The 23868-nt window shown below is 63.1% G+C and carries 26 protein-coding genes; 16 read left to right on the top strand and 10 right to left on the bottom strand.

The genetic code is table 11. From position 1 onward, the window contains the following. Nucleotides 1-258 precede the first annotated feature (258 nt). From R1T40_RS09120 to R1T40_RS09110, 3 genes are all read left to right on the top strand, one after another. Nucleotides 259-1071 carry an NYN domain-containing protein gene (locus tag R1T40_RS09120; RefSeq protein WP_106162970.1) on the top strand — a complete coding sequence of 271 codons (813 nt, stop codon included), beginning with the start codon at nt 259-261 and terminating at the stop codon, nt 1069-1071. After that, complete coding sequence (locus R1T40_RS09115) at nt 1071-1460, top strand: DUF4260 domain-containing protein (RefSeq protein ID WP_106162969.1); 390 nt, start codon at nt 1071-1073, stop codon at nt 1458-1460. Before R1T40_RS09120 ends, R1T40_RS09115 begins: the two co-directional genes overlap by 1 nt. 177 nt (nt 1461-1637) lie before the next feature. Beyond that, complete coding sequence (locus R1T40_RS09110; RefSeq protein ID WP_317386688.1) at nt 1638-2156, top strand: YHS domain-containing (seleno)protein; 519 nt, start codon at nt 1638-1640, stop codon at nt 2154-2156. An 82-nt stretch (nt 2157-2238) separates the two neighbouring features. On the opposite strand, the gene R1T40_RS09105 is transcribed toward R1T40_RS09110, so the two are convergent. Further along, on the bottom strand, nt 2239-3123 hold the full coding sequence (locus R1T40_RS09105; protein ID WP_317386687.1) for an AraC family transcriptional regulator: 885 nt from the start codon (nt 3121-3123) through the stop codon (nt 2239-2241). 83 nt (nt 3124-3206) lie between these two features. Between R1T40_RS09105 and R1T40_RS09100 the strand changes: the two genes are divergently transcribed. After that, entirely contained in the window at nt 3207-3590 is a 384-nt protein-coding gene (locus tag R1T40_RS09100; RefSeq protein WP_317386686.1) for a cupin domain-containing protein, read from the top strand. A gap of 3 nt (nt 3591-3593) precedes the next feature. Continuing rightward, complete coding sequence (locus R1T40_RS09095) at nt 3594-4004, top strand: DUF2000 family protein (RefSeq protein ID WP_317386685.1); 411 nt, start codon at nt 3594-3596, stop codon at nt 4002-4004. Between the two features lie 81 nt (nt 4005-4085). On the opposite strand, the gene R1T40_RS09090 is transcribed toward R1T40_RS09095, so the two are convergent. After that, complete coding sequence (locus tag R1T40_RS09090) at nt 4086-4679, bottom strand: GcrA family cell cycle regulator (RefSeq protein WP_106162964.1); 594 nt, start codon at nt 4677-4679, stop codon at nt 4086-4088. 189 nt (nt 4680-4868) lie between these two features. Here R1T40_RS09090 and R1T40_RS09085 point away from each other — a divergent pair, with 189 nt between their 5' ends. Then, entirely contained in the window at nt 4869-5693 is an 825-nt protein-coding gene (locus R1T40_RS09085) for an ABC transporter permease (protein ID WP_106162963.1), read from the top strand. A 19-nt stretch (nt 5694-5712) separates the two neighbouring features. Here the strand turns inward: R1T40_RS09085 and R1T40_RS09080 are convergent, their stop codons facing one another. Then, complete coding sequence (locus R1T40_RS09080) at nt 5713-6627, bottom strand: DMT family transporter (RefSeq protein WP_317386684.1); 915 nt, start codon at nt 6625-6627, stop codon at nt 5713-5715. Nucleotides 6628-7006: 379 nt separating this feature from the next. Between R1T40_RS09080 and R1T40_RS09075 the strand changes: the two genes are divergently transcribed. After that, complete coding sequence (locus R1T40_RS09075; protein ID WP_317386683.1) at nt 7007-8182, top strand: aspartate aminotransferase family protein; 1176 nt, start codon at nt 7007-7009, stop codon at nt 8180-8182. An 80-nt stretch (nt 8183-8262) separates the two neighbouring features. Beyond that, entirely contained in the window at nt 8263-9189 is a 927-nt protein-coding gene (gene argF, locus R1T40_RS09070; protein ID WP_317386682.1) for an ornithine carbamoyltransferase, read from the top strand. Nucleotides 9190-9825: 636 nt separating this feature from the next. Here argF and R1T40_RS09065 read toward each other — a convergent pair. The 3 genes from R1T40_RS09065 to hrpB all read right to left on the bottom strand — a co-directional run bounded on the left by R1T40_RS09065 (nt 9826) and on the right by hrpB (nt 14562). Further along, entirely contained in the window at nt 9826-11319 is a 1494-nt protein-coding gene (locus R1T40_RS09065; RefSeq protein WP_106162960.1) for an inorganic phosphate transporter, read from the bottom strand. A gap of 115 nt (nt 11320-11434) precedes the next feature. Beyond that, the gene (locus R1T40_RS09060; protein WP_317386681.1) at nt 11435-11893 is read right to left on the bottom strand and encodes an NUDIX hydrolase; all 459 of its coding nucleotides are present in this window, start codon (nt 11891-11893) and stop codon (nt 11435-11437) included. Between the two features lie 164 nt (nt 11894-12057). Continuing rightward, nucleotides 12058-14562 (bottom strand): ATP-dependent helicase HrpB, encoded by a 2505-nt coding sequence (gene hrpB, locus R1T40_RS09055; RefSeq protein ID WP_317386680.1) that lies wholly within the window; start codon nt 14560-14562, stop codon nt 12058-12060. Nucleotides 14563-14859: 297 nt separating this feature from the next. Between hrpB and meaB the strand changes: the two genes are divergently transcribed. The 4 genes from meaB (at nt 14860) to R1T40_RS09035 (ending at nt 17575) form a co-directional block, all read left to right on the top strand. Further along, entirely contained in the window at nt 14860-15843 is a 984-nt protein-coding gene (gene meaB, locus R1T40_RS09050) for a methylmalonyl Co-A mutase-associated GTPase MeaB (protein ID WP_317386679.1), read from the top strand. A 318-nt stretch (nt 15844-16161) separates the two neighbouring features. Beyond that, nucleotides 16162-16452, top strand: coding sequence for a 50S ribosomal protein L28 (rpmB, locus tag R1T40_RS09045; protein ID WP_106162957.1), 291 nt, complete (start codon nt 16162-16164; stop codon nt 16450-16452). A gap of 179 nt (nt 16453-16631) precedes the next feature. Continuing rightward, nucleotides 16632-16976 (top strand): hypothetical protein, encoded by a 345-nt coding sequence (locus R1T40_RS09040; protein WP_317386678.1) that lies wholly within the window; start codon nt 16632-16634, stop codon nt 16974-16976. A gap of 77 nt (nt 16977-17053) precedes the next feature. Next, a complete protein-coding gene (locus tag R1T40_RS09035) occupies nt 17054-17575 on the top strand; it encodes a copper chaperone PCu(A)C (protein WP_317386677.1) in 522 nt (173 codons plus the stop codon). 109 nt (nt 17576-17684) lie between these two features. On the opposite strand, the gene R1T40_RS09030 is transcribed toward R1T40_RS09035, so the two are convergent. Beyond that, nucleotides 17685-18383: an NAD-dependent deacylase gene (locus tag R1T40_RS09030; protein WP_317386676.1), complete on the bottom strand. Its 699-nt coding sequence runs from the start codon at nt 18381-18383 to the stop codon at nt 17685-17687. Nucleotides 18384-18495: 112 nt separating this feature from the next. Between R1T40_RS09030 and R1T40_RS09025 the strand changes: the two genes are divergently transcribed. Then, on the top strand, nt 18496-18945 hold the full coding sequence (locus R1T40_RS09025) for a low molecular weight protein-tyrosine-phosphatase (protein ID WP_317386966.1): 450 nt from the start codon (nt 18496-18498) through the stop codon (nt 18943-18945). A gap of 4 nt (nt 18946-18949) precedes the next feature. Here the strand turns inward: R1T40_RS09025 and R1T40_RS09020 are convergent, their stop codons facing one another. Both R1T40_RS09020 and R1T40_RS09015 read right to left on the bottom strand, forming a co-directional pair. Further along, on the bottom strand, nt 18950-19915 hold the full coding sequence (locus R1T40_RS09020; protein WP_317386675.1) for a LysR family transcriptional regulator: 966 nt from the start codon (nt 19913-19915) through the stop codon (nt 18950-18952). Between the two features lie 258 nt (nt 19916-20173). Beyond that, on the bottom strand, nt 20174-20485 hold the full coding sequence (locus R1T40_RS09015) for a hypothetical protein (RefSeq protein ID WP_317386674.1): 312 nt from the start codon (nt 20483-20485) through the stop codon (nt 20174-20176). A gap of 212 nt (nt 20486-20697) precedes the next feature. Here R1T40_RS09015 and lepA point away from each other — a divergent pair, with 212 nt between their 5' ends. Together lepA and R1T40_RS09005 are read left to right on the top strand one after the other, a co-directional pair. Further along, the gene (gene lepA, locus R1T40_RS09010; protein ID WP_106162951.1) at nt 20698-22497 is read left to right on the top strand and encodes a translation elongation factor 4; all 1800 of its coding nucleotides are present in this window, start codon (nt 20698-20700) and stop codon (nt 22495-22497) included. Between the two features lie 222 nt (nt 22498-22719). Continuing rightward, a complete protein-coding gene (locus tag R1T40_RS09005; protein ID WP_106162950.1) occupies nt 22720-22902 on the top strand; it encodes a CTP synthetase in 183 nt (60 codons plus the stop codon). A gap of 7 nt (nt 22903-22909) precedes the next feature. Here the strand turns inward: R1T40_RS09005 and R1T40_RS09000 are convergent, their stop codons facing one another. Continuing rightward, nucleotides 22910-23047 carry an entericidin A/B family lipoprotein gene (locus R1T40_RS09000; protein WP_106162949.1) on the bottom strand — a complete coding sequence of 46 codons (138 nt, stop codon included), beginning with the start codon at nt 23045-23047 and terminating at the stop codon, nt 22910-22912. A 327-nt stretch (nt 23048-23374) separates the two neighbouring features. Between R1T40_RS09000 and R1T40_RS08995 the strand changes: the two genes are divergently transcribed. After that, complete coding sequence (locus R1T40_RS08995) at nt 23375-23653, top strand: TraR/DksA family transcriptional regulator (RefSeq protein ID WP_317386673.1); 279 nt, start codon at nt 23375-23377, stop codon at nt 23651-23653. Nucleotides 23654-23868: the final 215 nt, after the last annotated feature.

The raw sequence follows: 23868 nt of genomic DNA, 5'->3' as shown, positions 1-23868 counted from the left end.
TTACGTGTCAGACTATGGTAGCGTAGCCACCCATGCTGGGGTGTCGTGAAGCAGACGTCCCGGGGCAGCGTCCCAAATCAGATGGGGACAATAATGAAAATTCCAATGACTGGAAGGTCTGGTGCGGTAAATTTTCCGACACCGGGGGCTCTCCCGGCCTGAAACGGCGAAGAATTCCACGGATCGCGCCATGCCCGGTTTCCATTTCCTGTCATGCGGGTATGTATGGACAAAGCCCTTTCACAGACAGGATCTCCGATGTCCAATAGCGAAAAACCACCCCTTCTGGCGGTCCTGATCGACGCGGATAATATCTCTGCCAAACATGCCGAGGCCATGTTCGAGGAGATCGCCTCGCTTGGCGAAGCCAGCATCCGGCGCATCTACGGCGACTTTTCCGGCGGTGGCCCACAGGGCTGGAGCAAGGAGAAGCTTGCGGCCTATGCCATTGTGCCGCATCAGCAATTTGCCAATACCACCGGCAAGAATGCCAGCGACATCGCGCTGGTGATCGATGCGATGGACATCCTGCATTCGGGTCGCTTCGACGGGTTTGTGCTGATTTCATCGGATAGCGATTTTACTCGCCTGGCGAGCCGCATCCGCGAACAGGGTCTGGATGTCTACGGCATGGGCATGCGCAAGACGCCGGCGGCTTTCGTGCGGGCCTGCAAGCGGTTCATCTATGTGGAGAACCTGCTGAACGAGGTGCCGAAACCCTCTCGACCGCGTCAGAAACCGGCAGCCCATGCCAGCAGCGCCACGCCGGAACAGGCCAGCGAACTTGCCAGCGACCAGATCACGGAACAGACTGCCGCGGCGCAGGACGACGAGGCCCCGGCAGAGCTGGAGGATCCGCAAAAGCTGGTGCTGCGCGCGATGGATGCGATCAGCCAGGAGGACGAGTGGTTCTCTCTGGGCCAGATCGGCCAGTATATCACCGCGGCCAGCCCGGATTTCGACACCCGCAGCTACGGCAAGCGCAAGCTGTCGGATCTGATCGCCACCATGAAGATCCTGGAAACCCGGCGTGGCGAGGGCAACCAGATCGTGGTGCGTAGGCTGGACTGATGGACGTGCCGGAGCAGTCCGTCATCCGCTGGCAAAAGGCCGAAGGCGCGGTGATTTGCGCCGTTGGGATCTGGCTTTATGCCGGGGCGGAGACGGTGCTGCCGGTCTGGGCGGCGGTGCTGGTGTTCTTTGCGCTGGATCTGAGCTTTCTCGGGTATCTGTTTGGTCGGCGCTTTGGCGCGGTTTGTTACAATCTGGTGCATGTCTATGCCTTCGGCGCTGTCACATTGGCGCTGGGGCACCTGTGGCATGCGCCGCTCGGATGGGAGCTGGGCGCGCTATGGTTGGCGCATTGCGGCTTTGACCGGATGCTGGGCTATGGGCTAAAAACGATGCAAGGGTTTGAATTCACTCATCTTGGCCGCATTGGGCGGGCTCGAAACAGCTGAGGCCGACGCGCCGTTTCCGCATCATCACAGCGATCTCACGCAGGCTCGTCTGCCAACACAGGCGCGTGAGAGCGGCTTCGCAAGGACGATGCTTCGAGTATCTTCTCCTCAGATCCTGCGCTTACTGCAGGTGTCTCAGTTTATGGTGCGCCGCGGCGCCCGAGGAGAGGAATTCGCATGAAACGTTTCGCTTTGGCTGCAGTGGCAGCCCTGACCCTTGGCCTGCCAGCGTTTGCAGGCGAACAATTCGTCGATGAGACAGGCTATGCGGCCTCCGGCTATGATGTGGTTGCCTATCGCAGCCTGACGCAGGCTCCGGTCGGCGAGGCGCAGCCCGCCGCGGTTCCGGGCAAGGCGGAGATCACTGCCGATTACAACGGTGCGACCTTTGCCTTTGCCAGCGAAGAGAACCGCGACATGTTTCTGGAAAACCCTGCGCATTACGCGCCCCAGTACGATGGTCACTGCGCCTATGGCGTCTCCAAGGGGGGCAAGGTGCCGGGCAACCCGAACCTGTGGCGTATCATCGACGACAAGCTTTATCTGAACATCACCACGAATGTGGTTGGCTTCTGGGAAGAGGACATTCCGGGCAACATTACCTTGGCCGAGGGCAACTGGCCGGAGATCGACCCGGCGCCCGCCTCGACCAGCACGATCCCAAACTTCTCCTCGCCCGCACCGGCCCAGAACTGATTCGCTGATCCTGGTCGGGATTATGGCCGGATGGCCCGCCGAAGCCCCGCATGTTGTGCGGGGCTTTTTTGATGGGCGGCGCTTAGTCTGGCCGACACAGACGTCGCCAGCGGCCCGGTGACATGCCGATGGCGGCAGTGAACTGGCGGGTCATATGGGGCTGATCGCTGAAACCGGCCAAAACGGCGGCCTCGGCTAGGGGTATGTCGGCCAGAATCGCCTGCCGCGCGCGCTCCACCCGGCGCAGGGTCAGGTAGCGGTAGGGGCTGGTGCCAAGCGCGGCGCGAAACTGTCGCGACAGGCTGTAGCGATCCAGCTGAGTGACCTGTTCCAGCTCTTCGGAGGGCACCACCCGCGTCGCATGGGCGTCGAGATAGTCGCGGGCGCGATCCACCGCGCGCATGTCGATACGGGCGCGGCGGGCACGCCCGGCGCTCTTGTCCTGAGACAGCACCCCCTGTGCCAGAAGCGCGATCACCTGATCCTGTTGCAGCGGCTCCAGCGTGCGGTCCATGTCGGCGCAGGCCATGTGCAGCGCCTGCAAAAGGGCAGGGTTGGTCAGCACCGGATCTTTGGCAAAGGGCAGGCTGCGGGCGGCAGGGCCAAGTGCTTCGCGGATGCGGGCGGGCTCCAGATAGAGCATCCGGTAAGAAAACCCACCTTCCTGACCGGCCTCGCCGTCATGCAGCTCGTCCGGGTGGATCACGATCACATTGCCCGCCAGACTGTCGGCGCGGGCGCCGCGGTAGCGGAAGCTCTGCACCCCGTCGAGTGTGTAGCCGATGGCGTAGCTGTCGTGGCGGTGAAGCCCATAGGCATGGCCGTCAAAATGCGCCTCGATCCGCTCCAGCCCGGTCTCCTTTGGTGCGACGCGCAGCCAGTCGCCCGCACCGGGCAGGGCGCAGGATCGTTCAAGACCGCATGGGCGCGGCATGGCAGTTTCGGAGCCTGAGCACGTGTCGGTCATCGGAGAGCAGTCCCGGTGCGGCGCGGACCACGTCCGGCTGGCCCTGCGCGGGCCGGTTGGTGAATTAAAGAAGGAGTATCCCCGTGCCACCCGAAAAACTCAATATACTCGACCGCGTGGAGGCGCAGATTTCACAGGTCTTCGATCCGCATATCGTGGCGGATGTGAACGACGCCCAGATCAAGGTCGCCAAATTCGGCCCCCGCTTCGACTGGCACAGCCACAGGTCGGAAGACGAGGCGTTTCTGGTGCTGCGCGGGCGCATCGCCCTCGATTTCCGCGATGGCGTGGTGGAGCTGGGAGAGGGCGATTTCCTCTGCGTGCCGCGCGGCGTGGAACATCGCCCCCGCGCCCTGACCCCGGAGCCGGTGGTGGTGATGGTGGAGCCGGCGGGGACGCTCAACACCGGCGATGCCGACAGCGCCCTGACCGTCTCCGCGCCCAAGCGCCTGCGGGCAGGGGGTTGAGCGATGCAGTTTGACACCAAGATCGCTATTGTCCTGCGTGCGGACCTCGCCCCCTGGCAGAAGCTGAATGTCACCGCGTTTCTGATGTCGGGGATCGTGGGCGCAACTCCTGGGCTGATCGGTGAGCGGTACCGGGACGGCGACGGCATTGGCTACAACGCGCTGGCGGTGCAGCCGGTGATCGTGCTGGGCACCGATGCGCCGGGGATTCGCAAGATCTTCGACCGCGCCGGAGCACGCGGTGCGGCGCTGTCGATCTACACCGAAGAGATGTTTTCGACTGGAGATGATGCGGCCAACCGGGCTGTGGTGGCGGAATACGCCACGGCGGATCTGAACCTGGTCGGCCTGGCGCTGCGCGAGGAGCGGAAGCTGGTCGACAAGATCACCAAGGGCGCGCAGATGCATCCCTGAGCGTGCCACCAGTCTCCCGGTAAAAGAAAAACCCCGGTGCCGAAGGGCGCCGGGGTCTTGCATGTTGATCGTTCCGAAGTCTCAGCGCTTGCGGTCGCGGCGCGAGCTCATCGGCTGGAACGCGACGCCGACATGGGCCTCGCAATAGGGTTTGCCCTGCTGCACCGGCAGGCCGCAGAACCAGAAGTCCTCGGTCGCGGGATCGCCCACGGGCCATTTGCAGGTGCGCTCGGTCAGCTCCATCAGGGTCAGCCGCTTGGCCTTTTTCTCGATCTCGTTGACCTTGGCTAGCGCCTCGGCGGGGATCTCGTTGGCCGAGGGCTGCGGCGGCAGCGGCTGGCCAGCCGGGATGATCTGCTTGCGCGTATGGGTCGAAGGCTTCGGCTCCACCGCGGGGGCCTCCGCCGCAACGGGTTCCGGCGTCACCGGGCGGGCCGGTTCGGTCTTTGGCTGGACCTTCGGCTTAGCGGGAGCCTTCGGCGCGGGCTTTTCCTTTGCTTCAGCTGCAGGCTTGCTGCTGCTGGTCGTGGTGCGGTTGGACAGACCGAGACGGTGAACCTTGCCGATGACCGCGTTGCGGGTCACGCCACCGAGTTCCTTTGCGATCTGACTGGCCGACTGGCCTTCGCCCCACATTTTCTTGAGCAGTTCGACGCGCTCGTCTGTCCAGGACATTAGGTGCCTTTCAAAGCGGATAGCGGCCTCAGGGGTCCTGTGGCCGCCATCGAATTCCAAGTTACCTCGCTATATTAATTACTGACGGGCGAGATACAAGTCATGAACAGGTCCGACTGCGGTCAGATCCGCAGCTTGCATCCCTGAAAACAGCCATTATGCAGGCAGGATACAGAAAATGAGGGTGGCATGTCCGACAACAGCACGCAGATGAGCTTTCGTATCGAAGTGGGCGAGCGCCGGTTCGGCCGGATCAACTGGCTGGGGCTGCAGACCCTTGCCGGTCGCGAGATCAAGCGCTTTTTGGTGGTCTACACCCAGACGTTGGTGGCGCCGATGGTGACGGCGGCGCTGTTCCTCTTGATCTTCAATATTGCCATCGGCCCGCGCCGGGGCGACGTGATGGGGGTGCCCTTCATGTCGTTCATCGCGCCGGGCATCATGATGATGACGGTGATCCAGAACGCCTTTGCCAATACCTCCTCGTCGCTGGTGATCTCCAAGGTGCAGGGTAATATCGTCGACACGCTGATGCCGCCGCTGTCGGGACTGGAGATCCTGCTGGGCTATCTTTGCGGTGCGATTGCACGCGGCGCGTTGGTGGCGCTGGGAATCGGGCTGGGGATGGTGCTGTTCCTCGGGCTGGTGCCGGCACATCCGCTGGTGGCGCTGGGCTTTGTGGTGCTGGGCGCGGCCTTCCTTGGCGGGCTGGGTATCGTCGCCGGGGTGTTCGCCGAGAAGTTCGACCAGATGGCCGCGATCACCAATTTCGTGGTGACTCCGCTGGCCTTCCTGTCGGGCACTTTCTATTCGGTCGAGGCGCTGCCGCCGGTGCTCTATGCGATTTCCCACGTCAATCCGGTGTTCTACCTGATCGACGGGGTGCGCTACGGAATGATTGGTGTCTCCGACAGCGATCCGCTGTTTGGCGCGCTGGTGTGCCTTGGTGCGACCGCCGCCATCACGGCGCTGGCCTGGCAGATGCTGCGTACCGGCTACCGCCTGAAGGCCTGATCCTGAATGTGCTGACGGGTCAGGGCGCGGGGCGGCGCAGGGTCACGGACGGACGCTTGCCATTGACGCTCTCGCGCCAGGCCAAGAGCGCCGCACCGGACAGGATGATACAGGCCCCAAGCACGGTGATCGCATCCGGCAATACGCCAAAGATCGCCGCGTCATAGATCGCGGCAAAGACCAGCGTGCCATAGGCAAAGGGCGCCACAAAGGACGCATCCGCCCGCGCCATACCGTTGATGAAACAGGCCTGCGCGCAGGCCATCAGCCCGCCAAGCGCCGCCAGTGCGCCCCATTGAGCCAGCGTCGGCATCTGCCAGACGGCGATCGCGGCGGTGCTGGCGATCACCATGCCGATCAGATTGTTGACCCAAAGGACCTGTAGCGGTGGCTCGCGCCCTGCCAGTTTCTTGATGAAGATCAGCTCCGCCCCCATGGCCAGCGCCGCCCCAAGCGCCAGCAGCGCGGCGGGTTGAAAGCTCTCTGGTGTTGGACGCAGCAGCACCATGGCGCCGCCCAGGGCAATCGCCGCGGCCAGCCAGCGCCAGGGGCCGACTTTCTCGCCCAAAAATGGGATCGCCAGCAGCATGCCGATCACCGGGTTCAGAAAGGAAATCGCCGTGGCATCCGCCAGCGGGATGAAGGCGACGGAGGCAAACATCAAGGTGACCCCGCCCCAGCCGAAGGTCGACCGCCCGATGTGCAGCCCCCAATGCGGCGCCCGGATCTTCTGGCGCATCACCACCACGGCGGTGGAAATCCCGATGAAGGCAAAGACAAACCGCCCCTGGCTGATCTGCAGCGGGTGCAGCGGCGGCCCCAGCGTGTCGGTGCCGAGCGACTTTGCCAGCAATGTGGTGCCAGCGATGAAGACGGTCGCAAGCAGGATCAGCGCGGCGGCCAGCGGGGGATTCTGTGGGGTCATATGCGTCATGGTACAAGCGGTGCGCGAGCTGGGCCGCAAAGGCAAGCGCAAAGGCTGCGGTCTGCGACGCACTGTCTGACGCAATGACGGGCGACCGGATGCCATTTTGTGCGCCACCGGGTGCCAAAGGGGGTTTTCAGGCGGCAAAGCTTCCGTTATGGAGCCTTTCTATGATCAAACACGCATGCCTCCTGTCGACTCGACGTCGACGCCACTGTGCCTGACACGCTGCCACCCGCAGCGCTTTTGATCCCGCGCGCCTCGCTTGTTCATCAAGAGGGCGCGACCTTCTCAAACCCAGACCGGACCAGTTATTGACCGTCGCCCCGTGGTGGGGCACTGATTTGGTCCTGATCCCTGTTAGACCGCACTGCAAAGGATGATCCAGATGATCGCTTCCGTTCTTCCGACCTATAATCGGGCGCCCCTGACCTTCGTCAAAGGCGAAGGCTCCTGGCTGATCGAGGCGGATGGTCGACGCTTCCTGGACCTCGGCTCCGGCATTGCGGTGAACGCGCTTGGCCATGCGCATCCGTCGCTGGTGGAGGCGCTGACAAGCCAGGCACAAAACCTGTGGCATGTCTCCAACCTCTACGAGATCCCGCAACAGCAGGCGCTGGCGGACAAGCTGGTGGCAGAAACCTTTGCCGATACGGTGTTCTTCACCAATTCCGGCACCGAGGCCTGCGAGCTGGCTGTGAAGATGGCGCGCAAATATCACTTCGAGCGGGGCCAACCGGAGAAAGTGGAAATCATCACCTTCGAGGGGTCTTTCCACGGTCGATCCTCCGCCGGCATCGCGGCGGCGGGATCGGAAAAGATGACCAAGGGCTTTGGCCCGCTGCTGCCGGGATTTGTGCATTTGCCCTGGGGCGACGCCGAGGCTGTCGAGGCCGCCATTGATGAGACCACCGCGGCAGTTCTGGTGGAGCCGGTGCAGGGCGAGGGCGGCATCCGCCCGATGCCCGATCAGGAGCTGAAGGACCTGCGCGCGCTCTGCGACGCACACGGCATCCTGCTGATCCTCGACGAGGTCCAATGCGGGGTGGGCCGCACTGGCAAGCTCTTCGCCCATGAATGGGCGGGCATCACCCCGGACATCATGATGGTGGCCAAGGGCATCGGCGGCGGCTTCCCGCTGGGCGCGGTGCTGGCAACCGAAACGGCCGCCTCCGGCATGACTGCGGGCACCCATGGTTCCACCTATGGCGGCAACCCGCTGGGCTGCGCGGTGGGCTGCGCGGTGATGGATCACGTGGCGGCGCCGGAGTTCCTCGCGGAGGTGAACCGCAAGGCGGGCCTCATGCGCCAGAAGCTCGAAGGGCTGGTGGCCTCGCACCCCGAAGTGTTCGAGGAGGTGCGCGGCTCCGGCCTGATGCTTGGGCTGAAATGCAGGGCGGTGAACGCCGATGTGGTCAAGGCAGGCTATGCCGCCGAGGTCATCACGGTGCCCGCCGCCGACAATGTGATCCGCCTGCTGCCCGCGCTGACCATCACCGATGCGGATATCGAGGAGGCCGTCCTGCGCCTCGATGCGGCCGCTACGGCGGTCGAGGCTGCCTGACCTTCATCTTTTCCCAAATACCTCAGGGGTGCGGGGACTGGTCCCCGCGTTTCCTCCGGCACAACAAAGCGATACATCTCATGAACCATTTCCTCGACATCCATAAGACCTCTCCCGACGACCTGCGCCAGATCATCGATCAGGCCGCACAGATGAAGTCCGCCCGCGCCGGTCGCCCCAAGGGCACCCCCGACGACGACCAGCCGCTTGCGGGGCGCATGGTGGCGCTGATCTTCGAGAAACCCTCGACCCGGACCCGGGTGTCGTTCGACGTCGGCGTGCGCCAGATGGGCGGTGAGACCATGGTGCTGTCCGGCAAGGATATGCAGTTGGGGCACGGCGAGACCATCGCCGACACCGCGCGGGTGCTGTCGCGCTACGTCGATCTGATCATGATCCGCACCTTTGACGAGACGGTGCTGACCGAGATGGCGGAATATTCCGATGTGCCGGTGATCAACGGGCTGACCGATCGCACCCACCCCTGCCAGATCATGGCCGATATCCAGACCTATGAGGAGCATCGCGGCCCCATCAAGGGCAAGAAGGTGGTCTGGACCGGCGATGGCAACAATGTCTGCGCCTCCTTCCTGCATGCGGCGGGGCAGTTTGGCTTCGACCTGACGTTCACCGGCCCGTCGCAACTGGACCCGGAGGAGGAATTCATCGGTCTGGCGCGCAAGGCGGGCTCCACCATCACCATCGAACGCGACGCGGCCAAGGCCGTGGCGGGTGCCGATCTGGTGGTGGCGGACACCTGGGTGTCGATGCATGACAGCCAGTCCTCCAAGGAGCGGCGCCACAACATGCTGCGGCCCTATCAGGTCAATGATGCGCTGATGGCGCACGCCAAGCCGGACGCATTGTTCATGCATTGCTTGCCGGCGCACCGCGAGGAAGAGGTGACCTCTGCGGTGATGGACGGGCCGCAATCGGTGATCTTCGACGAGGCCGAAAACCGCCTGCACGCGCAGAAGGCCGTGATGCGCTGGTGTCTCGGCGTCTGATCCGCCGGCATCGATGAGGTCGCGGCGGGGAGGCTCCCGCCCGTCGCACCTGCATTGAAATGCAGATCCGCCCGTTGGGCGTAGCGCCGGGCCTTTGGCCCGGCGCGGTGCATTTGCGCAGGCGGTTCACATCTGGTCTGGCCGGGATGGCTCAGTCAGGGTGCGGACACTGCAATGCGCCGGGAAGAGGCCAGATGGTCGACGGACATGTCATTGACATGGGGGAGCCTGCTGCGGCGGGCTCTTGCGCCGGTCTCTAGGCGGCGGGGCATGTTCCGAACCGTAAAGTTCTGTCCGCTGTCCTGTCCTATCAGATCGAGCTGCGGCGCAGCCCGCTCGAGCGATGCGGCGCTCTGGCTGCATCGCGTTGATCAGGGTCCACTGGTGATCGCAAATGACGCTGAGACATTGATGCGTGATCTTGATGCGCCGTGCCTAGAGGTGAGGGCACGGCGCGACGTCACCGGATCAGTATGAGGGCGATGCCTGCCGGAACCGGCACAGCTCTGCCCGGTCGCCGCGAAGCTGTCATCGTCGGCGCTGTCGGAGGAGAAGGCGCCAGCAGACAACAGGGCACAGGGTCGGAGGGACCACCTAAGGTCGCGGCAAGGGACATGCGATGGATGACCGCGCGGCTCAGCCTGCAAAGAAACGCAGCACCGTAAACACAAGCGCCGAGACCATGGCAGAGAGCGGCACCGTGATCAGCCAGGCCGCCAGAATGGTCAACACATGGCTGCGCCGCACCAGACGTCGGCGACTGCGATCTTCGCGCGGCAGACCGGGGCGGTTTGATTTCCCGCCCGCACGCCGGGTCTGGGCGGCCGCATATTCGCGATAAAAACCGACACCAAAGACCGCGCCGACCGCCACATGTGTGGAGGAGACCGGCAGGCCGAGCCAGCTTGCGACGATGACCGTCAGGGCGGCGGAGGTGGAGACGCAATAGGCGCGGATGGGATTGAGCTTGGTGATCTGCGTGCCGACCATGTTGATCAGGCGCGGCCCAAACAGCAGTACCCCCATGGCCATGCCGAGTGCGCCGATGATCAGCACCCAGAACGGTACGCTGATCGGGGCAAAGGCGTCGATTTCGGCAGGGTGGGTGCCAATGCTTTCCTGGCCCATGACCTGAACAATGCTGGCCAGCGGGCTGATTGCATTGGCCACGTCATTGGCACCATGAGCGAAGGACATCAGCACCGCTGCGATGACCAATGGCAGGCGGAACAAGGCCTTGATAGCGCCCTTCTGGTGTTCAAGCTGCGCGGCGCGGTAGCGGATGACTGGACGGGCGATCATGAAAGAAAGCCCGCCTGCAAGTGCCCCAACGCCGAGAGCCTGCTCAGGTGTGACGGTGGCGATGGTGTCCGGTAGTTTCAGCGCGAAGAAGGTGCCAAAGGCCCCGCCCATGCCCGCCAGAAGAACTGGAACCCAGCGCCGGGCGGCGGCCATCTTGTCGTCCCGGCGGCTGATCAGGCGCTGGATCAAGGCCAGCAGCGCCATTGCCAGCGCAGCGCCGATCAGCGGGGACAGCATCCAGCTGGTGGCGATGCTGCTGAAGGTCAGCCAGTCGACTGCTGCGACGCCCGCGGCGGCGCAGGTGGCGCCCAGAATGGCTCCGATGATGCTCTGGGTGGTGGAAACAGGGGCAGACAGCCAGGTTGCGAGATTGACCCAGAGCGCCGATGCGATCATCGCCGACATCATCGCCAGAACCACCACTTGGGGGCTGTTCATTGCGGTCGGGTCGATCAGGCGGCGCGATACGGTGTTGACCACCTCGCTGCCGCCAAGCAACGCGCCGGAGACCTCTGCCAGCGCGGCGGCGATCAGCGCGGCGGTCATTGGAAGCGCCTTGGCGCCCACCGCCGGGCCCATATTGTTGGCCACATCGTTGGCGCCGATGTTGAGCGCCAGATAAGCGCCAAACACCGCCGCCACCATGGCCATGATGGTGGTGGGCGAGGTGCCCATGACCAGCGCAGCTTCAAGCCCGGCAAAGGCCATGAAAGCAAGCGCCAGCCCCAGCCCCAGCAGCGGACGCACCACATAGCCTGTCGCGCGCTCCGTCTGATTGAGACGGGCAAGGTCCTTGTCCAAGGATCTCCAGTCGGGGCCTGTGGTCATGTCGCCTCCTCAGGATGCGCCGCGCAAGCCGGGCCGGTCGGTGGAGTGCCGACGTTCAGGCCCAGTGCGATGGCAGTCGTTTTGGCGGGGAGATGTGACACGCGGATCAAGAGGATCAAAAAACGCTCAATAAATCGCGCAACTGCGGCTCATTCACGAGTTCCGCGGCCTCGGACGGTTTCATCCAGCGGCGGCTGCGTTCATGTGCCTCGGGAAAGTCATCGCACAGCTCTTCAACCTCCAGTGCATAGACCAGGGTTTCCAGCGGTTCGACCGCGCCGCTGTCGAGACGTTTGTCATATTCATAGCGCCCAAGCGGGGTGTCATCAAAGCGCCCCTTGCGCACGCCGGCCTCTTCCCAGGCTTCCTCCGCTGCGCTTTCGGCGCTGGATTTGCCTGCCATTGGCCAGCCCTTGGGCAGCACCCAACGTCCGGTGTCGCGGCTGGTGATCATCAGCACTTCGCGCTCGTCGCCCGTCTGGCGATAACACAGCGCGGCCACTTGCAGTCGGCGCGGGCGCGACAGCATGGGGCGCAGTGTCTGGAACCAGAGCTTGTGCAGGGAACGTTGCATCGGGGTGATAAACAGTCCGGCGTGACCGGGTGTCCTTGAAGGTGAACGGATGTGATTGACCGATGGTGAGTATGCAAATTCGGCTGATAGTGCAACGGTTTTATGACACCGCAGGCCGGGGGTGCCGCGCCTGCATGATACGAATTGGTGCAAATTTTGCGATCTCAGCGCCGGGGGCGGGCGCGCAGGGTGGCCTCGGCCTGGGTCGGGTCTTCGGGCCAGGGGTGTTTCGGGTACTGCGCGCGCATGTCCTTGCGCACATCGGCATAAGAGCCGGACCAGAACCCCGGCAGATCGCGGGTGATCTGGATCGGGCGGCGGGCAGGAGACAGCAGCGTGACCTTGAGCGGCACGCCCGCCACGGTGGGGTGTCGCGTGACGCCGAACATTTCCTGCAGCCGGACCTCGATGCCCGGCACCTCACCGGCGTAGTCGATGGGGATCTTGCGCCCCAGCGGGGTGATGAAGCTGCCCGGCACCTCGCGGTCCAGAAGCTGGGTTTGATCCCAGGTCAGTGCCGCGCGCAGGGCGGGCAGCGCGTCAAAGCCCTTCCAGTCGCTGTCGTTGCGGACAGCGCCGAGCATGGGCAGCAGCCAATCGTCGAGGCTCGCCATCAGCCCGGCGTCGGAGAAATCCGGCAGGTCATGTCCTTCGGCGCGCAGCAGTTCCACGCGGGTGGCCAGCCGCGTGGCCGCCGGGGAGAGGCGCAACCCGAGATCGCGCACCCCGTCGAGCATGGCAGTGGCCACGGCCTCGGGCGGCACGTCCTTCCAGATGCGGTCCTCCAGCACCAGCGCGCCAAAGCGTTCCTGCCTGCGCGCCACCACGCGACGATCCCGTTTGGACCAGCTGCAGACATCCTGCCATGTGATCTGGTCGGCAAACAATCCGCGGATCTCGGGCAGGGTGATCTGGGCCGCCAGCCGTACCCTTGCCTCGCGCGGGTTGCCGTCGCTGTCGGTCACCACCAGATAGGGGGCGGAGGCCAGCGGGTCGGAATTATCCAGCACCGCGCCCTTGCCCCCGGCCAGCACATAGCGCGCGTCATCGCCCTTGCGCCGCTGTGCCACCCGGTCGGGGTAGGCCAGCGCGGCCATGGCGGCGGGGGAAGGGGGCTCGGATGTGAGGGATGCGGCGGGTCCACCCTTGGCGCTCGCGGCCCTGTCGTTCTGCCCGCCGCGCCGCGTGCGCAGGCGCTTGGCCTCGGCGGTGATCGCCTGGAGGGCGGGGGTCTTGACCTGATAGGGGCGGCGGTCGCGAAAGCGGCGCAGATCGCGCAGGGCCTCCAGGCGCAGGGCCAGATCCACCGGCGCGCCGCGCAGGGGATCGCGGTCGGCCATCAATGCGGCAAGCAGGGCACTGTCCGTGCCGGCCACAGCCAGCATATGCGCCAGGCGTGGATGCAGCGGGAGGCGAGCCAGCGCGCGGCCATGGTCGGTGATGCGCATCTGCCCATCCAGCGCGCCCAGCATCTGCAGCAACGCGCGGGCCTCCGACAGGCTGCCTGTGGGAGGCTGGGTCAACAGTGGCAGATCATCGGGTTCTGCGCCCCAAAGCGCCAGTTCCAGCGCCAGTCCGGTGAGGTCGGCCGCCTCGATCTCTGCCGGGGGATAGGCCATCAACGCGCCTTCTTCGCCCTTGGCCCAGAGCCGATAGCAGGTGCCCTCGGCGACCCGTCCTGCGCGGCCCTGTCTTTGCGTGGCCTCGGCGCGGGTCACACGTTCGGTCACCAGCCGCGACATGCCTGCGCCGGGATCGAACCGCGCGCGCCGGGCCTGTCCCATGTCCACCACCACCCGGATGTCCTCGATGGTGAGTGAGGTCTCGGCAATGGAGGTCGCAAGCACCACCTTGCGGCCTTCGGATGCGGGGGCGATGGCGGCGCGTTGCTCGGCAAAGGGCAGGGCGCCGAACAGCGGGCGGATGTGGCAATCGCCGGGCAGGCGGCGCTCCAGCGCGCTGGCGGCGCGGCGGATTTCGCCCTCTCCGGGCAGGAACACCAGAAGGCCGCCGCCACCACCGCCGCTGTTGCGGGTCTCGGCCTCGGCGCGGGTCACGAGGTCCACCAGCGCGTCCAGTTTACGCGCCCGGGCGGGTAGCGGACTGTCGAGCCAGCGTGTCTCCACCGGGTAGCTGCGCCCTTGGGACGTCACCACCGGCGCTTCCATCAGCGCGGCCACCGGACCGGCATCGAGTGTGGCGGACATCGCCAGCAGCATCAGATCGTCGCGCAGGGCGCCGGCGACCTCGAGGCAGAAGGCCAGGCCCAGGTCACCGTTGAGCGAGCGTTCGTGAAACTCGTCGAAGATCACCGCACCGATGCCCGGCAGGTCCGGGTCCGATTGCAGCATCCGGGTCAGGATGCCTTCGGTCACCACCTCGATGCGGGTCGCCTTGGAGGTCTTGGCCTCGCCGCGCACCCGGTAACCGACGGTCTGGCCGGTGCTTTCGCCCAAGGTTGCGGCCATGCGCTCGGCGGCGGTGCGGGCGGCGAGGCGGCGCGGCTCCAGCATCAGGATGCGACCCTCGGTCAGCTTCGCCTCCAGCATCGCCAGCGGCACCTTGGTGGTCTTGCCCGCACCCGGTGGCGCCTGCAGCACGGCGCGGCCGCTCCGGCGCAGGGCAGAGATCAGGTCGGGCAGCGCGTCATCGATGGGGAGCCGTGTCATGGCGGCGCTTATCGCCAATCGCAGGCGCGAGGTCCAGACAGTGTAACGCCGCCCCTCAACGGAATCGCATCATGAACGGAGCCGATCAGCGCCTTGTCCAGTCCAAAGCCGCGCGTTCGGTGGTCGCGGAGAACCTAGGCGGAGCCACGGGCCGCGAGGGAAGGCGATGGTGCCGTTACAGCGGCGTCATTTCTAGCAGACTGTCGGCTGGGTTTTCTATGGGTTTTGCGGCGGGCGCCACTGGACAAGCGCGTCTTGCCTGCGTCATCAATGCGCGGTGAGGACAAGAGGCGCGCCATGGACATCGCACAGCTGAGTGACAGGATCTTGAACGCGGACCGGCGGGCGCTGGCCCGGGCGATCACGCTGGTCGAAAGCGCGCGGGCGGACCATCGCGCTCAAGCCGACGAACTGCTGTCATCGCTCAACAAAAGTGGCCGTCAGGCCTTGCGCATCGGGATGTCGGGAACGCCGGGAGTGGGCAAATCCACCTTCATCGAAACCTTCGGCATGATGCTGGTCGGGAAGGGGCTGCGCGTGGCGGTGCTTGCGGTGGACCCAAGCTCTGCGCGTTCTGGTGGCTCCATTCTTGGCGACAAGACCCGGATGGAGCGGTTGAGCCGCGAACCCGCAGCCTTCATCCGCCCCAGCCCGAGCCAGACTCATCTGGGCGGCGTTGCCCGCCGCACCCGCGACGCGGTCGCCCTGTGCGAGGCGGCGGGCTATGACGTGGTGCTGATCGAGACCGTGGGGGTGGGACAATCTGAAACCGTGGTCTCCGAGCTGTCGGATCTGTTCATGCTGTTGCTTGCCCCTGCTGGCGGGGACGAACTGCAGGGGGTGAAGCGCGGCATCATGGAGATTGCGGACATGATTCTCGTGAACAAGGCGGATGGTGATCTGAAATCCACCGCCACCCGCACCTGTGCCGACTATGCCGGGGCATTGCGGTTGCTGCGCAAGCGCCCCCAGGACCCGGAAGGGTTTCCCAAGGCGCTGACGGTCTCTGCGGTGGAGGCGACAGGGCTTGATACCGCTTGGGCAGAGATCCAGGCCCTGGCTGAGTGGCGGCGACAAAGCGGCCACTGGGATCGCAACCGGGCGGCGCAGGCGCAATACTGGTTCGCCGAGGAGGTGCGTCAGGCGCTGTTGGCGCGGCTCGACACGCCCTGGGCCAAATCCCGCATGACCGAACTCTCCGCCGAGGTGGCCAAAGGGGTGCAAACACCTCAGGCCGCAGCACGGGATTTGCTGACCGGGCTTGGTGTGACCAATCGCTGACGACTCGGGTGCGGGCAGGTCGGGAATATCGGGGGGGCTGCCTGCCGCGATCAGGCACATCGCCTGACCTCGGGGCTTGTCTGATCCGGTGAAAATTGTACAAGGCCGCCAGCGCTGATGGGAAGGGTGCAGGAATGTCGGTCGGACTGCCACAAAAGCGTCGCATATGGCTTGACCATCCCGGTGATTCCTCCTAAACGCATGCAACCAGTTTTCGGGCGCAGCCAATGGCAGCGCCCTTGTAATTTGGCGACTGACTTCACACGGCCGGGCAGGCCACACAGAGGTCGGGACGCCGCAGATACGAAGGATAACACCATGTCGCGCCGTTGCGAACTGACCGGAAAAGGCCCGATGACTGGCAACAATGTCAGCCACGCCAACAACAAAACCAAGCGTCGCTTTCTGCCGAACCTGAACGACGTCACCCTGCAGTCCGAGATCCTCGGTCGTGGTGTGAAGCTGCGCATCTCCGCAGCGGCTCTGCGTTCTGTCGATCACCGCGGTGGTCTGGACGCCTTCCTTGCAAAGGCGAAGGACGTTGAACTGTCCGACACTGCGCTGAAGGTCAAGAAAGAGATTGCAAAGGCACAAGCTGCTCAGGCCTGATTGGTCTGACGCGTCCTTGTGATCCTGCCCAGAATTATAAAGACCGTCGTGCGTTCGCACGGCGGTCTTTGCGTGTGTGATAGCCTCAGACCCGCGCTGGGCGCGCAGGCGCGAACTCTTTGCCCGTTACATACGCTTGAGGCTTGAGGCAGGGCGGGCTTCCTGAGATATCTAACGCAATGAAACGGCTCAGACAGTATATTGCCCTGCTGCTTGCTGCAGCCCTGCTGATGACCGGCCATAGTGCCGCCGCCAGCCGGTTTGCGCGTGATGCAACGGGACAGGTGATCCTGTGCACCGGCAGCGGGCCGGTGAGCGTCTATGTCGATGAAAATGGCGAACCGACGGGCGCGCCGCATATTTGCCCGGATTGCATCACCCATCTCCTTGATTTGGTTCAGGATCCTTCTGCGCTGACGGCGCCGCATGCGACCGCGCGGCGGGCCGCTCCGGTTGCACCGCGCGCGCAATGCGACGTCGGATCTGCTCTCGTTGCCCGCGCGCGCGCGCCGCCGCTGGTCTGATCTGAAGCACCTATCACACTCAGATCGGCCGCGCCGAAGGCATCCGGCCAACACCCAGTTTTCAAAGGAGACACGAGATGTCTTTCAAATCCCTCACCCTATCCGCTGCCCTTTCGACCGTAGCGACCCTTGCCCTCGCGGGCGCCGCCTCTGCTCATATGATTATCGAGGATGCCTATGCGCGCGCCTCGAACAAGATGGCGGGCGCCGCATTTATGGAGATCATCAATCACAGTGATGTCGATGACCGGCTGGTTGGTGTGCGGTCCGACGTGGCCAAGCGCGTGCAGCTGCACACTCATAGTGAAGACGAAAATGGCGTCATGAAAATGATGCATGTGGAGGAAGGCTTTGCCATTTCGGCAGGCGAGACCCATCAGCTGAAACGTGGCGGCGACCATGTGATGTTCATGGGGCTGACCCGCGAGCTGAAGGACGGCGATACCGTCAACGTCACGCTTGTGTTCGAGAGCGCCGGTGAAGTCACCGTCGAGATCCCGGTCGATATGGCGCGTCAGCCCAAGACTGGCCACGGCAGCCATGAAGGTCACGCCGATCATGACGGCCATTCTGATCATGGCGACGGCGAGTCCAACTAAGAGACAGGCCATCGCCGCGGGTTTGATCTCGTTGCCATCTTGCAAAGCCCCGGCCCCTGCGCCGGGGCTTTCTGCATCCGGCGGGCGGTGTCAGGCAGGCTGGGCTGAGTCAGGCCGGGTCAGGCAGAAGGCGCGCGACCCACTGCGGCACGACCTCCGACGCGGGGCCATAATGGCGCTGTGTGAAGGCGTCGCTGATCTCTGAGGGTTCCAGGTTCAGCTCTATGGTCTCTGCGCCCTGCATTCTGGCCTCCTGCACGAAGGAGGCCGCCGGGTAGACCTGTCCCGACGTGCCGATGGAGACAAATATATCGGCCTCTTCCAGGTGGGTCAGGATCTCGTCCATATGATAGGGCAGCTCGCCGAACCAGACCACATCGGGGCGGGCCGTGCGCGCGCCACAGGCGGGGCAGGTGGTGTCAGGCGTCATCTCCGGCGGTGCCGTCCATCGGTGCTGACAATTGGCGCAGAGCGCGCCTGAGAGTGTCCCGTGCATGTGCAGAACCCGATGAGCGCCGGCAGCCTCATGCAGGCCGTCCACATTCTGGGTCACGATCACCACATCACCGGGCCAGTCGCGCTCCAATCGCGCCAATGCGGCGTGGGCGGCATTGGGGACCGCTTGCGCAGCCTGCTGGCGGCGCGCGGAGTAGAAGCGATGGACCAAGCCAGGGTCGCGTGAAAACCCGTCCGGGGTGGCGACATTCTCGATCTTGTGCTGCGACCAAAGCCCGCCTTCATCACGAAAGGTGCCGAGCCCACTTTCGGCGGAAATACCTGCACCGGTCAGGATCACGATTTTTGTCATCGGTACTGTGCCCTTCTGCTGGTCCGTGCTTGGCCTGTCGGAGTATGATTTGACACGGAGATTACGCCGGGTAAATCCTCGCATTCCATCATTTCTGATCGAAAGGGGCTATCTGATGAAACGCATCCTGTTTGTCTGCCTCGGCAATATTTGCCGTTCTCCCGCAGCAGAGGCTTTGGTTCGGGATAAATGCCCGGAAATCGAAACCGACAGTGCCGGAACATCGGATTTTCACACAGGGGCTCCGCCATATGGCCCAAGGCAGGCCGCAGCGAAAAAACGTTCTATTAATATGTCGGACTTGCGGGCGCGGAAATTCACGCCCGAGGATTTTTTGAAATTCGATTTCATCATCGTTATGGATGGCGAAAACCTGCGCAATGTCGAAGACCTGCGACCGAGTGGAAACACCACGCCTGTGGAGTTATTCGCCCCGATGGCACCGGGGCTCGCCGCGCAGGATGTGCCGGATCCGTATTACACCCGCGATTTTGACGGCTGTCTGGATTTGCTGGAGGCCGCGGCGACGGGCCTCCAGCGCAGGATCTTGGGGGCGGGTTAAAGGCTTAGGCGTCGATCACGCGCATCTGGCCAGCGAGCCAAGGCAGCCGGTTGACCGCCGGGGTGATCATCTGGCTCTGAACCAGGCGGCGCACGGTATCTGCAACCTCGAGCGGCACCGTATCGGGCCAGTCCGACTGCGAGAAGAGCGAGATCCGACGCGAAAATCCTGTGAAGGGCAGGGCGAAGGCGTCGATGTCATCGTGAAAGCGCACCGCTCGCATGTATCCAAGCGGCGTAGTGATCGCCCAGCCAATGCGGCGGGCCACCATCGCCATCAGCGCCAGGTGAGAGCCGATCTCGAAGCGGTCCTCGAACTCCAGCTTGCTGCGGGTCAGATGCGACTCGATCTGCTGAGAGATCAGCTGATCGCGTGCGTAGCGCAGCAGGGGGAGGTGGTTCAACTGGCTGCCAATGTCTTCTGGCGCGGTGACTGCGCCGCGCGGTGCCACAAGGATGAAAGGATCCTCGACCAGGGGGTATTCGGTCACGCCACTGCGCAGCTCTCCGGTCGATGCGGCGATGCCGATGTGCAGGTCCTTGGCTTCCATCGCTCGATAAATATCATGGCTGGAGGACGTCACCATCTTGAACCGGCATTGGGTCAGGCTGTCCGCCAGAATGGTGGCCAGACGCGGCGTGAGGTCATTGTCGAAATCATCGATCAACCCCAGCGACAGGGCCGGCAGATGCGAAAGATCCATGACGGTCAATTCACTCTGTGCCAGTCGCAGTTCGCTGAGGACGGCCTGGGTTCGGGACAGGAAACTGCGGCCTGCTGATGTTAAAACCATAGGTCTGCGCCCATGGTCCACCAAATCGGAACTCAGCGCTTTTTCAAGATTGCGAAGCTGCTGGCTCACAGCTGGCTGGCTCAGTCCGGTAATTTCAGCCGCCTGCGCGACTGAACCCGACTTTGCCAGTGCTTCAAAAACCTCTAGCCCCCGAAGTGTGACGCCTTTCATCAGCATGTAAAAGCTCCAAAAAGTTCAATCTCTCTCAAACTCCATCACGCGATACTTCTGCCGGGGGGGAGCGTCCGAACACTGCACAGCACAGGATTTTCCCGCACATGAAACAATATGCAATGGTTCTATTTTTATTTTATTAGTTTGGGAAGAGAAAAAGTTATCAAAAGTGATGATTTGCAAAGGGATTCAGTTTTTTCAAAACTATTTCGTTAACACCCGAGAGGGAATTAACCATTTCCATGTTACGGGCCGGATGATTTAGCCGCAAATCCGTTCCGCATCACTGCCAAAGGTCTTGTATCGCTTCCAGAGCCGCTCATCGCTTCGGCTGGAGGATTGACGAACCTCCTGAGCGCGGTGCGGGTCGGCAAACCATTTTGCGACGGTGCGCTGCTCGGAGCGGGTCAGGCGCAATTCCGCGACCTTCTGGATGCAGCCGCACAGCGACGCTTGTGCGGCACCTCGGCCGGAGCTGCGGCAGGCGCGTTCGATGGTCCCGGCGTCGGCAGTTGGGACCGTGGCCAGAGTGGAGGATATGCAGAGGCAAGCGGCTAGGGCGAGGCGAAACACGATGTTTGATCTCCGGTTTTGCGCAGTTTGGAAAGGGATGAGAACTGACTGCTTATTTCACATTTCATCCAGACGGATCAATGGGGCAAGGAGGCCCGGACGACGGGAAGTCGCAGAAGCGGCAACACGTCGCACAGGGACTGCCGGTTGCGCGCGGTGCGACGCATGATCCATCTTGACCAAAGGCAAAATCCCAATCATATGCGCTTGTCATGACAGAGCTCTCCAAAATCCGCAACTTCTCCATCGTCGCCCATATCGACCACGGCAAGTCCACGCTTGCTGACCGCCTCATCCAATCGACGGGGACGGTGCAGGATCGTGACATGAAAGAGCAGCTGCTCGACGCCATGGACATCGAACGCGAACGGGGCATCACGATCAAGGCCAACACCGTCCGCATTGACTATGTGGCCGATGACGGCGAGCACTACGTGTTGAACCTGATCGACACCCCGGGTCACGTCGACTTCGCCTATGAGGTCTCCCGCTCCATGCGCGCGGTTGAAGGCTCGCTCCTGGTGGTCGACAGCACGCAGGGGGTCGAAGCGCAGACGCTGGCCAATGTTTATCAGGCGATCGACGCAGATCACGAAATCGTCCCGGTGTTGAACAAGATCGACCTGCCGGCCGCCGATTGTGCGCGTGTGGCGGAGCAGATCGAGGATGTGATCGGCATTGACGCCACGGATGCCATTCAGGTCTCCGCCAAGACCGGCATCGGCATCAAGGAAACGCTGGAAGCCATCGTGACGCGTCTGCCTGCGCCCACAGGCACCCGCGATGCGCCGCTGAAGGCCATGCTGGTCGACAGCTGGTATGACGCCTATCTGGGCGTGATCGTGCTGGTGCGGATCATGGATGGTGTCCTGAAGAAGGGCGACCAGATCAAGATGATGCAGACTGGTGCGCGCTATGGCGTCGAACGGATCGGCGTATTCCGTCCGCCCATGCAGGTTGTGGACGAATTGGGCCCCGGCGAGATCGGCTTTATCACGGCCTCGATCAAACAGGTGCGCGACACCAAGGTCGGCGACACCATCACTCACGAGAAAAAGGGCTCCGAGACGGCATTGCCGGGCTTCAAGCCTTCTGTGCCGGTGGTGTTCTGTGGTCTGTTCCCGGTCGATAGCTCGGAATTTGAGGATCTGCGCAACGCGATCGAGAAGCTGGCGCTGAACGACGCCTCTTTCTCTTATGAAATGGAAACCTCTGCCGCACTTGGGTTCGGTTTCCGCTGCGGCTTCTTGGGGCTGTTGCACCTTGAGGTGATCCGCGACCGGATCGAACGCGAATACAACATCGAACTGATCACCACGGCACCGTCCGTTGTGTATCACGTCTATGCCAAGGACGGGGAGATGCAGGAGCTGCACAATCCCGCCGACATGCCCGACCTGTCCACCATCGACCACCTGGAAGAGCCACGCATCAAGGCGACCATTCTGGTGCCCGACGACTTTCTCGGCGATGTGCTGAAGCTCTGCCAGGACCGTCGCGGTATTCAGCTGGATCTGTCCTATGCGGGCTCTCGCGCCATGGTGGTGTATGACCTGCCGCTGAACGAGGTGGTGTTTGACTTCTATGACCGTCTGAAATCGGTGACCAAGGGCTATGCGTCCTTCGACTACCAGATGATCGGCTATCGCACCGACAACCTGGTCAAGATGTCGGTGCTGGTGAATGATGAGCCGGTGGATGCGCTTTCGACCATGGTGCACCGCGACCGGGCCGAGCAGCGAGGCCGGGCCATGTGCGAGAAGCTCAAGGATCTGATCCCGCGTCACATGTTCAAGATCCCGATCCAGGCGGCCATCGGCGGCAAGGTGATCGCGCGCGAAACCCTGTCGGCTCTGCGCAAGGACGTCACCGCGAAATGCTACGGCGGCGATGCCAGCCGGAAGCGCAAGCTGCTGGACAAGCAGAAAGCGGGTAAGAAGAAGATGCGTCAGTTCGGTCGCGTGGAAATCCCGCAAGAGGCCTTCATCTCGGCCCTCAAGATGGACGACTGAGCGCGTCTGACACCATGGATGAACAAAAAGCGGGGCGTTTGCTCCGCTTTTTTTTATGACAAGGCGTCTGGTGTGCGAGGGGCGTATTGAGCGCGCGTCCAAGGTGCCGCGTCATATCGGGGCGAGCCGAATTGAAACGCAGGTCGTGACCTGACTCAGATCAATGCAAAGAGGTCCAAGGCCGCGTTAGACAGGGCCAAAGTTCAATACATGAGGTTCGACATGCTTCGCTTGGCCCTGATCTTGCACATTTTCATTGGCTCGACACTGGCAGGGAGCGCCGTGATTGCCGCGCTGGTGACCGGATACTCGACGCTCTGGTCGATATTGATCGCCGCGCTGGCGGGGTTCATTGCCGCAGTGCCGGTCAGTGCCATCATTGCCCGCAAACTCTACGGCGGTTGAACTGCGATCAGATCGAGTTCTGGACGTTCCGGGCCGTATTGGAAATCGTCTGCCCGGCTTTCTGCAGATCACGGCCTGCGCCTTTGGTCGTTTCACAGGCAGCAAGGCCGAGGATCATGAGGCCGAATAGGAACATGCGAATCATGGGCGAAATCTCTCCATGCATGCGCGATTCACGAGAGAGAACCGCTTCTGAAGGTTCAAAAATCTCCGATCCCGGCGCAAATGGCAAGGAGATTGAAGTTGCGGCCTGATCCTGCGCTGGTGCCCGGCGTGTGCGCAGACGATTTGGTGATGTTTTTTCGCCCTATGGTTGTGTGAGTGTTGTACAGTATTGTGGTGTGTGGACGTGCGATGCTGCCGACGCGTGGTGGCAAGATTTGGCCTGCTCGGGGCCTGAAGTGCACAATGACACTTGTTTGTCGTGATGCGCGTTCCAAATCGAGGCGTAGCTGTTGCAGGAGGTGGCGCAATGGATTTCAAGGTTCAGAAGGAAAGTCTGGAAACTCGGTTGAGCGCTTTGTCGATGGGCATGCATGCAGGGATGGGCTTGTCTGCGCTGGCGAAGATTGAGCGGCCAAGCGGTCGTTCTGTCAATAAAGGGAGCGGCGAAGTGGGGGCTATTCTCACCGCGCTCGACAGGTTGAACGCGGGTGAATACGGCTACTGCAGGATCTGTGGTGCGGACATTGCACCAGATCACCTGCGCGCGCATCCGGAGACCCCGTTTTGCGAATCCTGCTCGGCCTGACCGCTGCGTTGCCGAAATGCGGCCCGAGCGCAGCCCGACGCTGGTCTGAAGTGTTGCCCCTTGGGCGCGTGGCTTGTGTGGTGACGCGCCCCTGGATGCGGCGGCTTCGCCTGAGAGAGTTTGGCGTGGAGCCATCACGGCCTGTAGATACCTCCGCTGCGCGGGGGTATTTTTTTGCGCCGACTATAAATTCAGGCCGTGGAGGGCAGCTTGAG

Source organism: Tritonibacter scottomollicae, assembly GCF_032924845.1.
GTDB classification, from domain to species: Bacteria; Pseudomonadota; Alphaproteobacteria; order Rhodobacterales; family Rhodobacteraceae; genus Epibacterium; species Epibacterium scottomollicae.
This window is presented reverse-complemented; position numbering and strand designations above follow the sequence as displayed.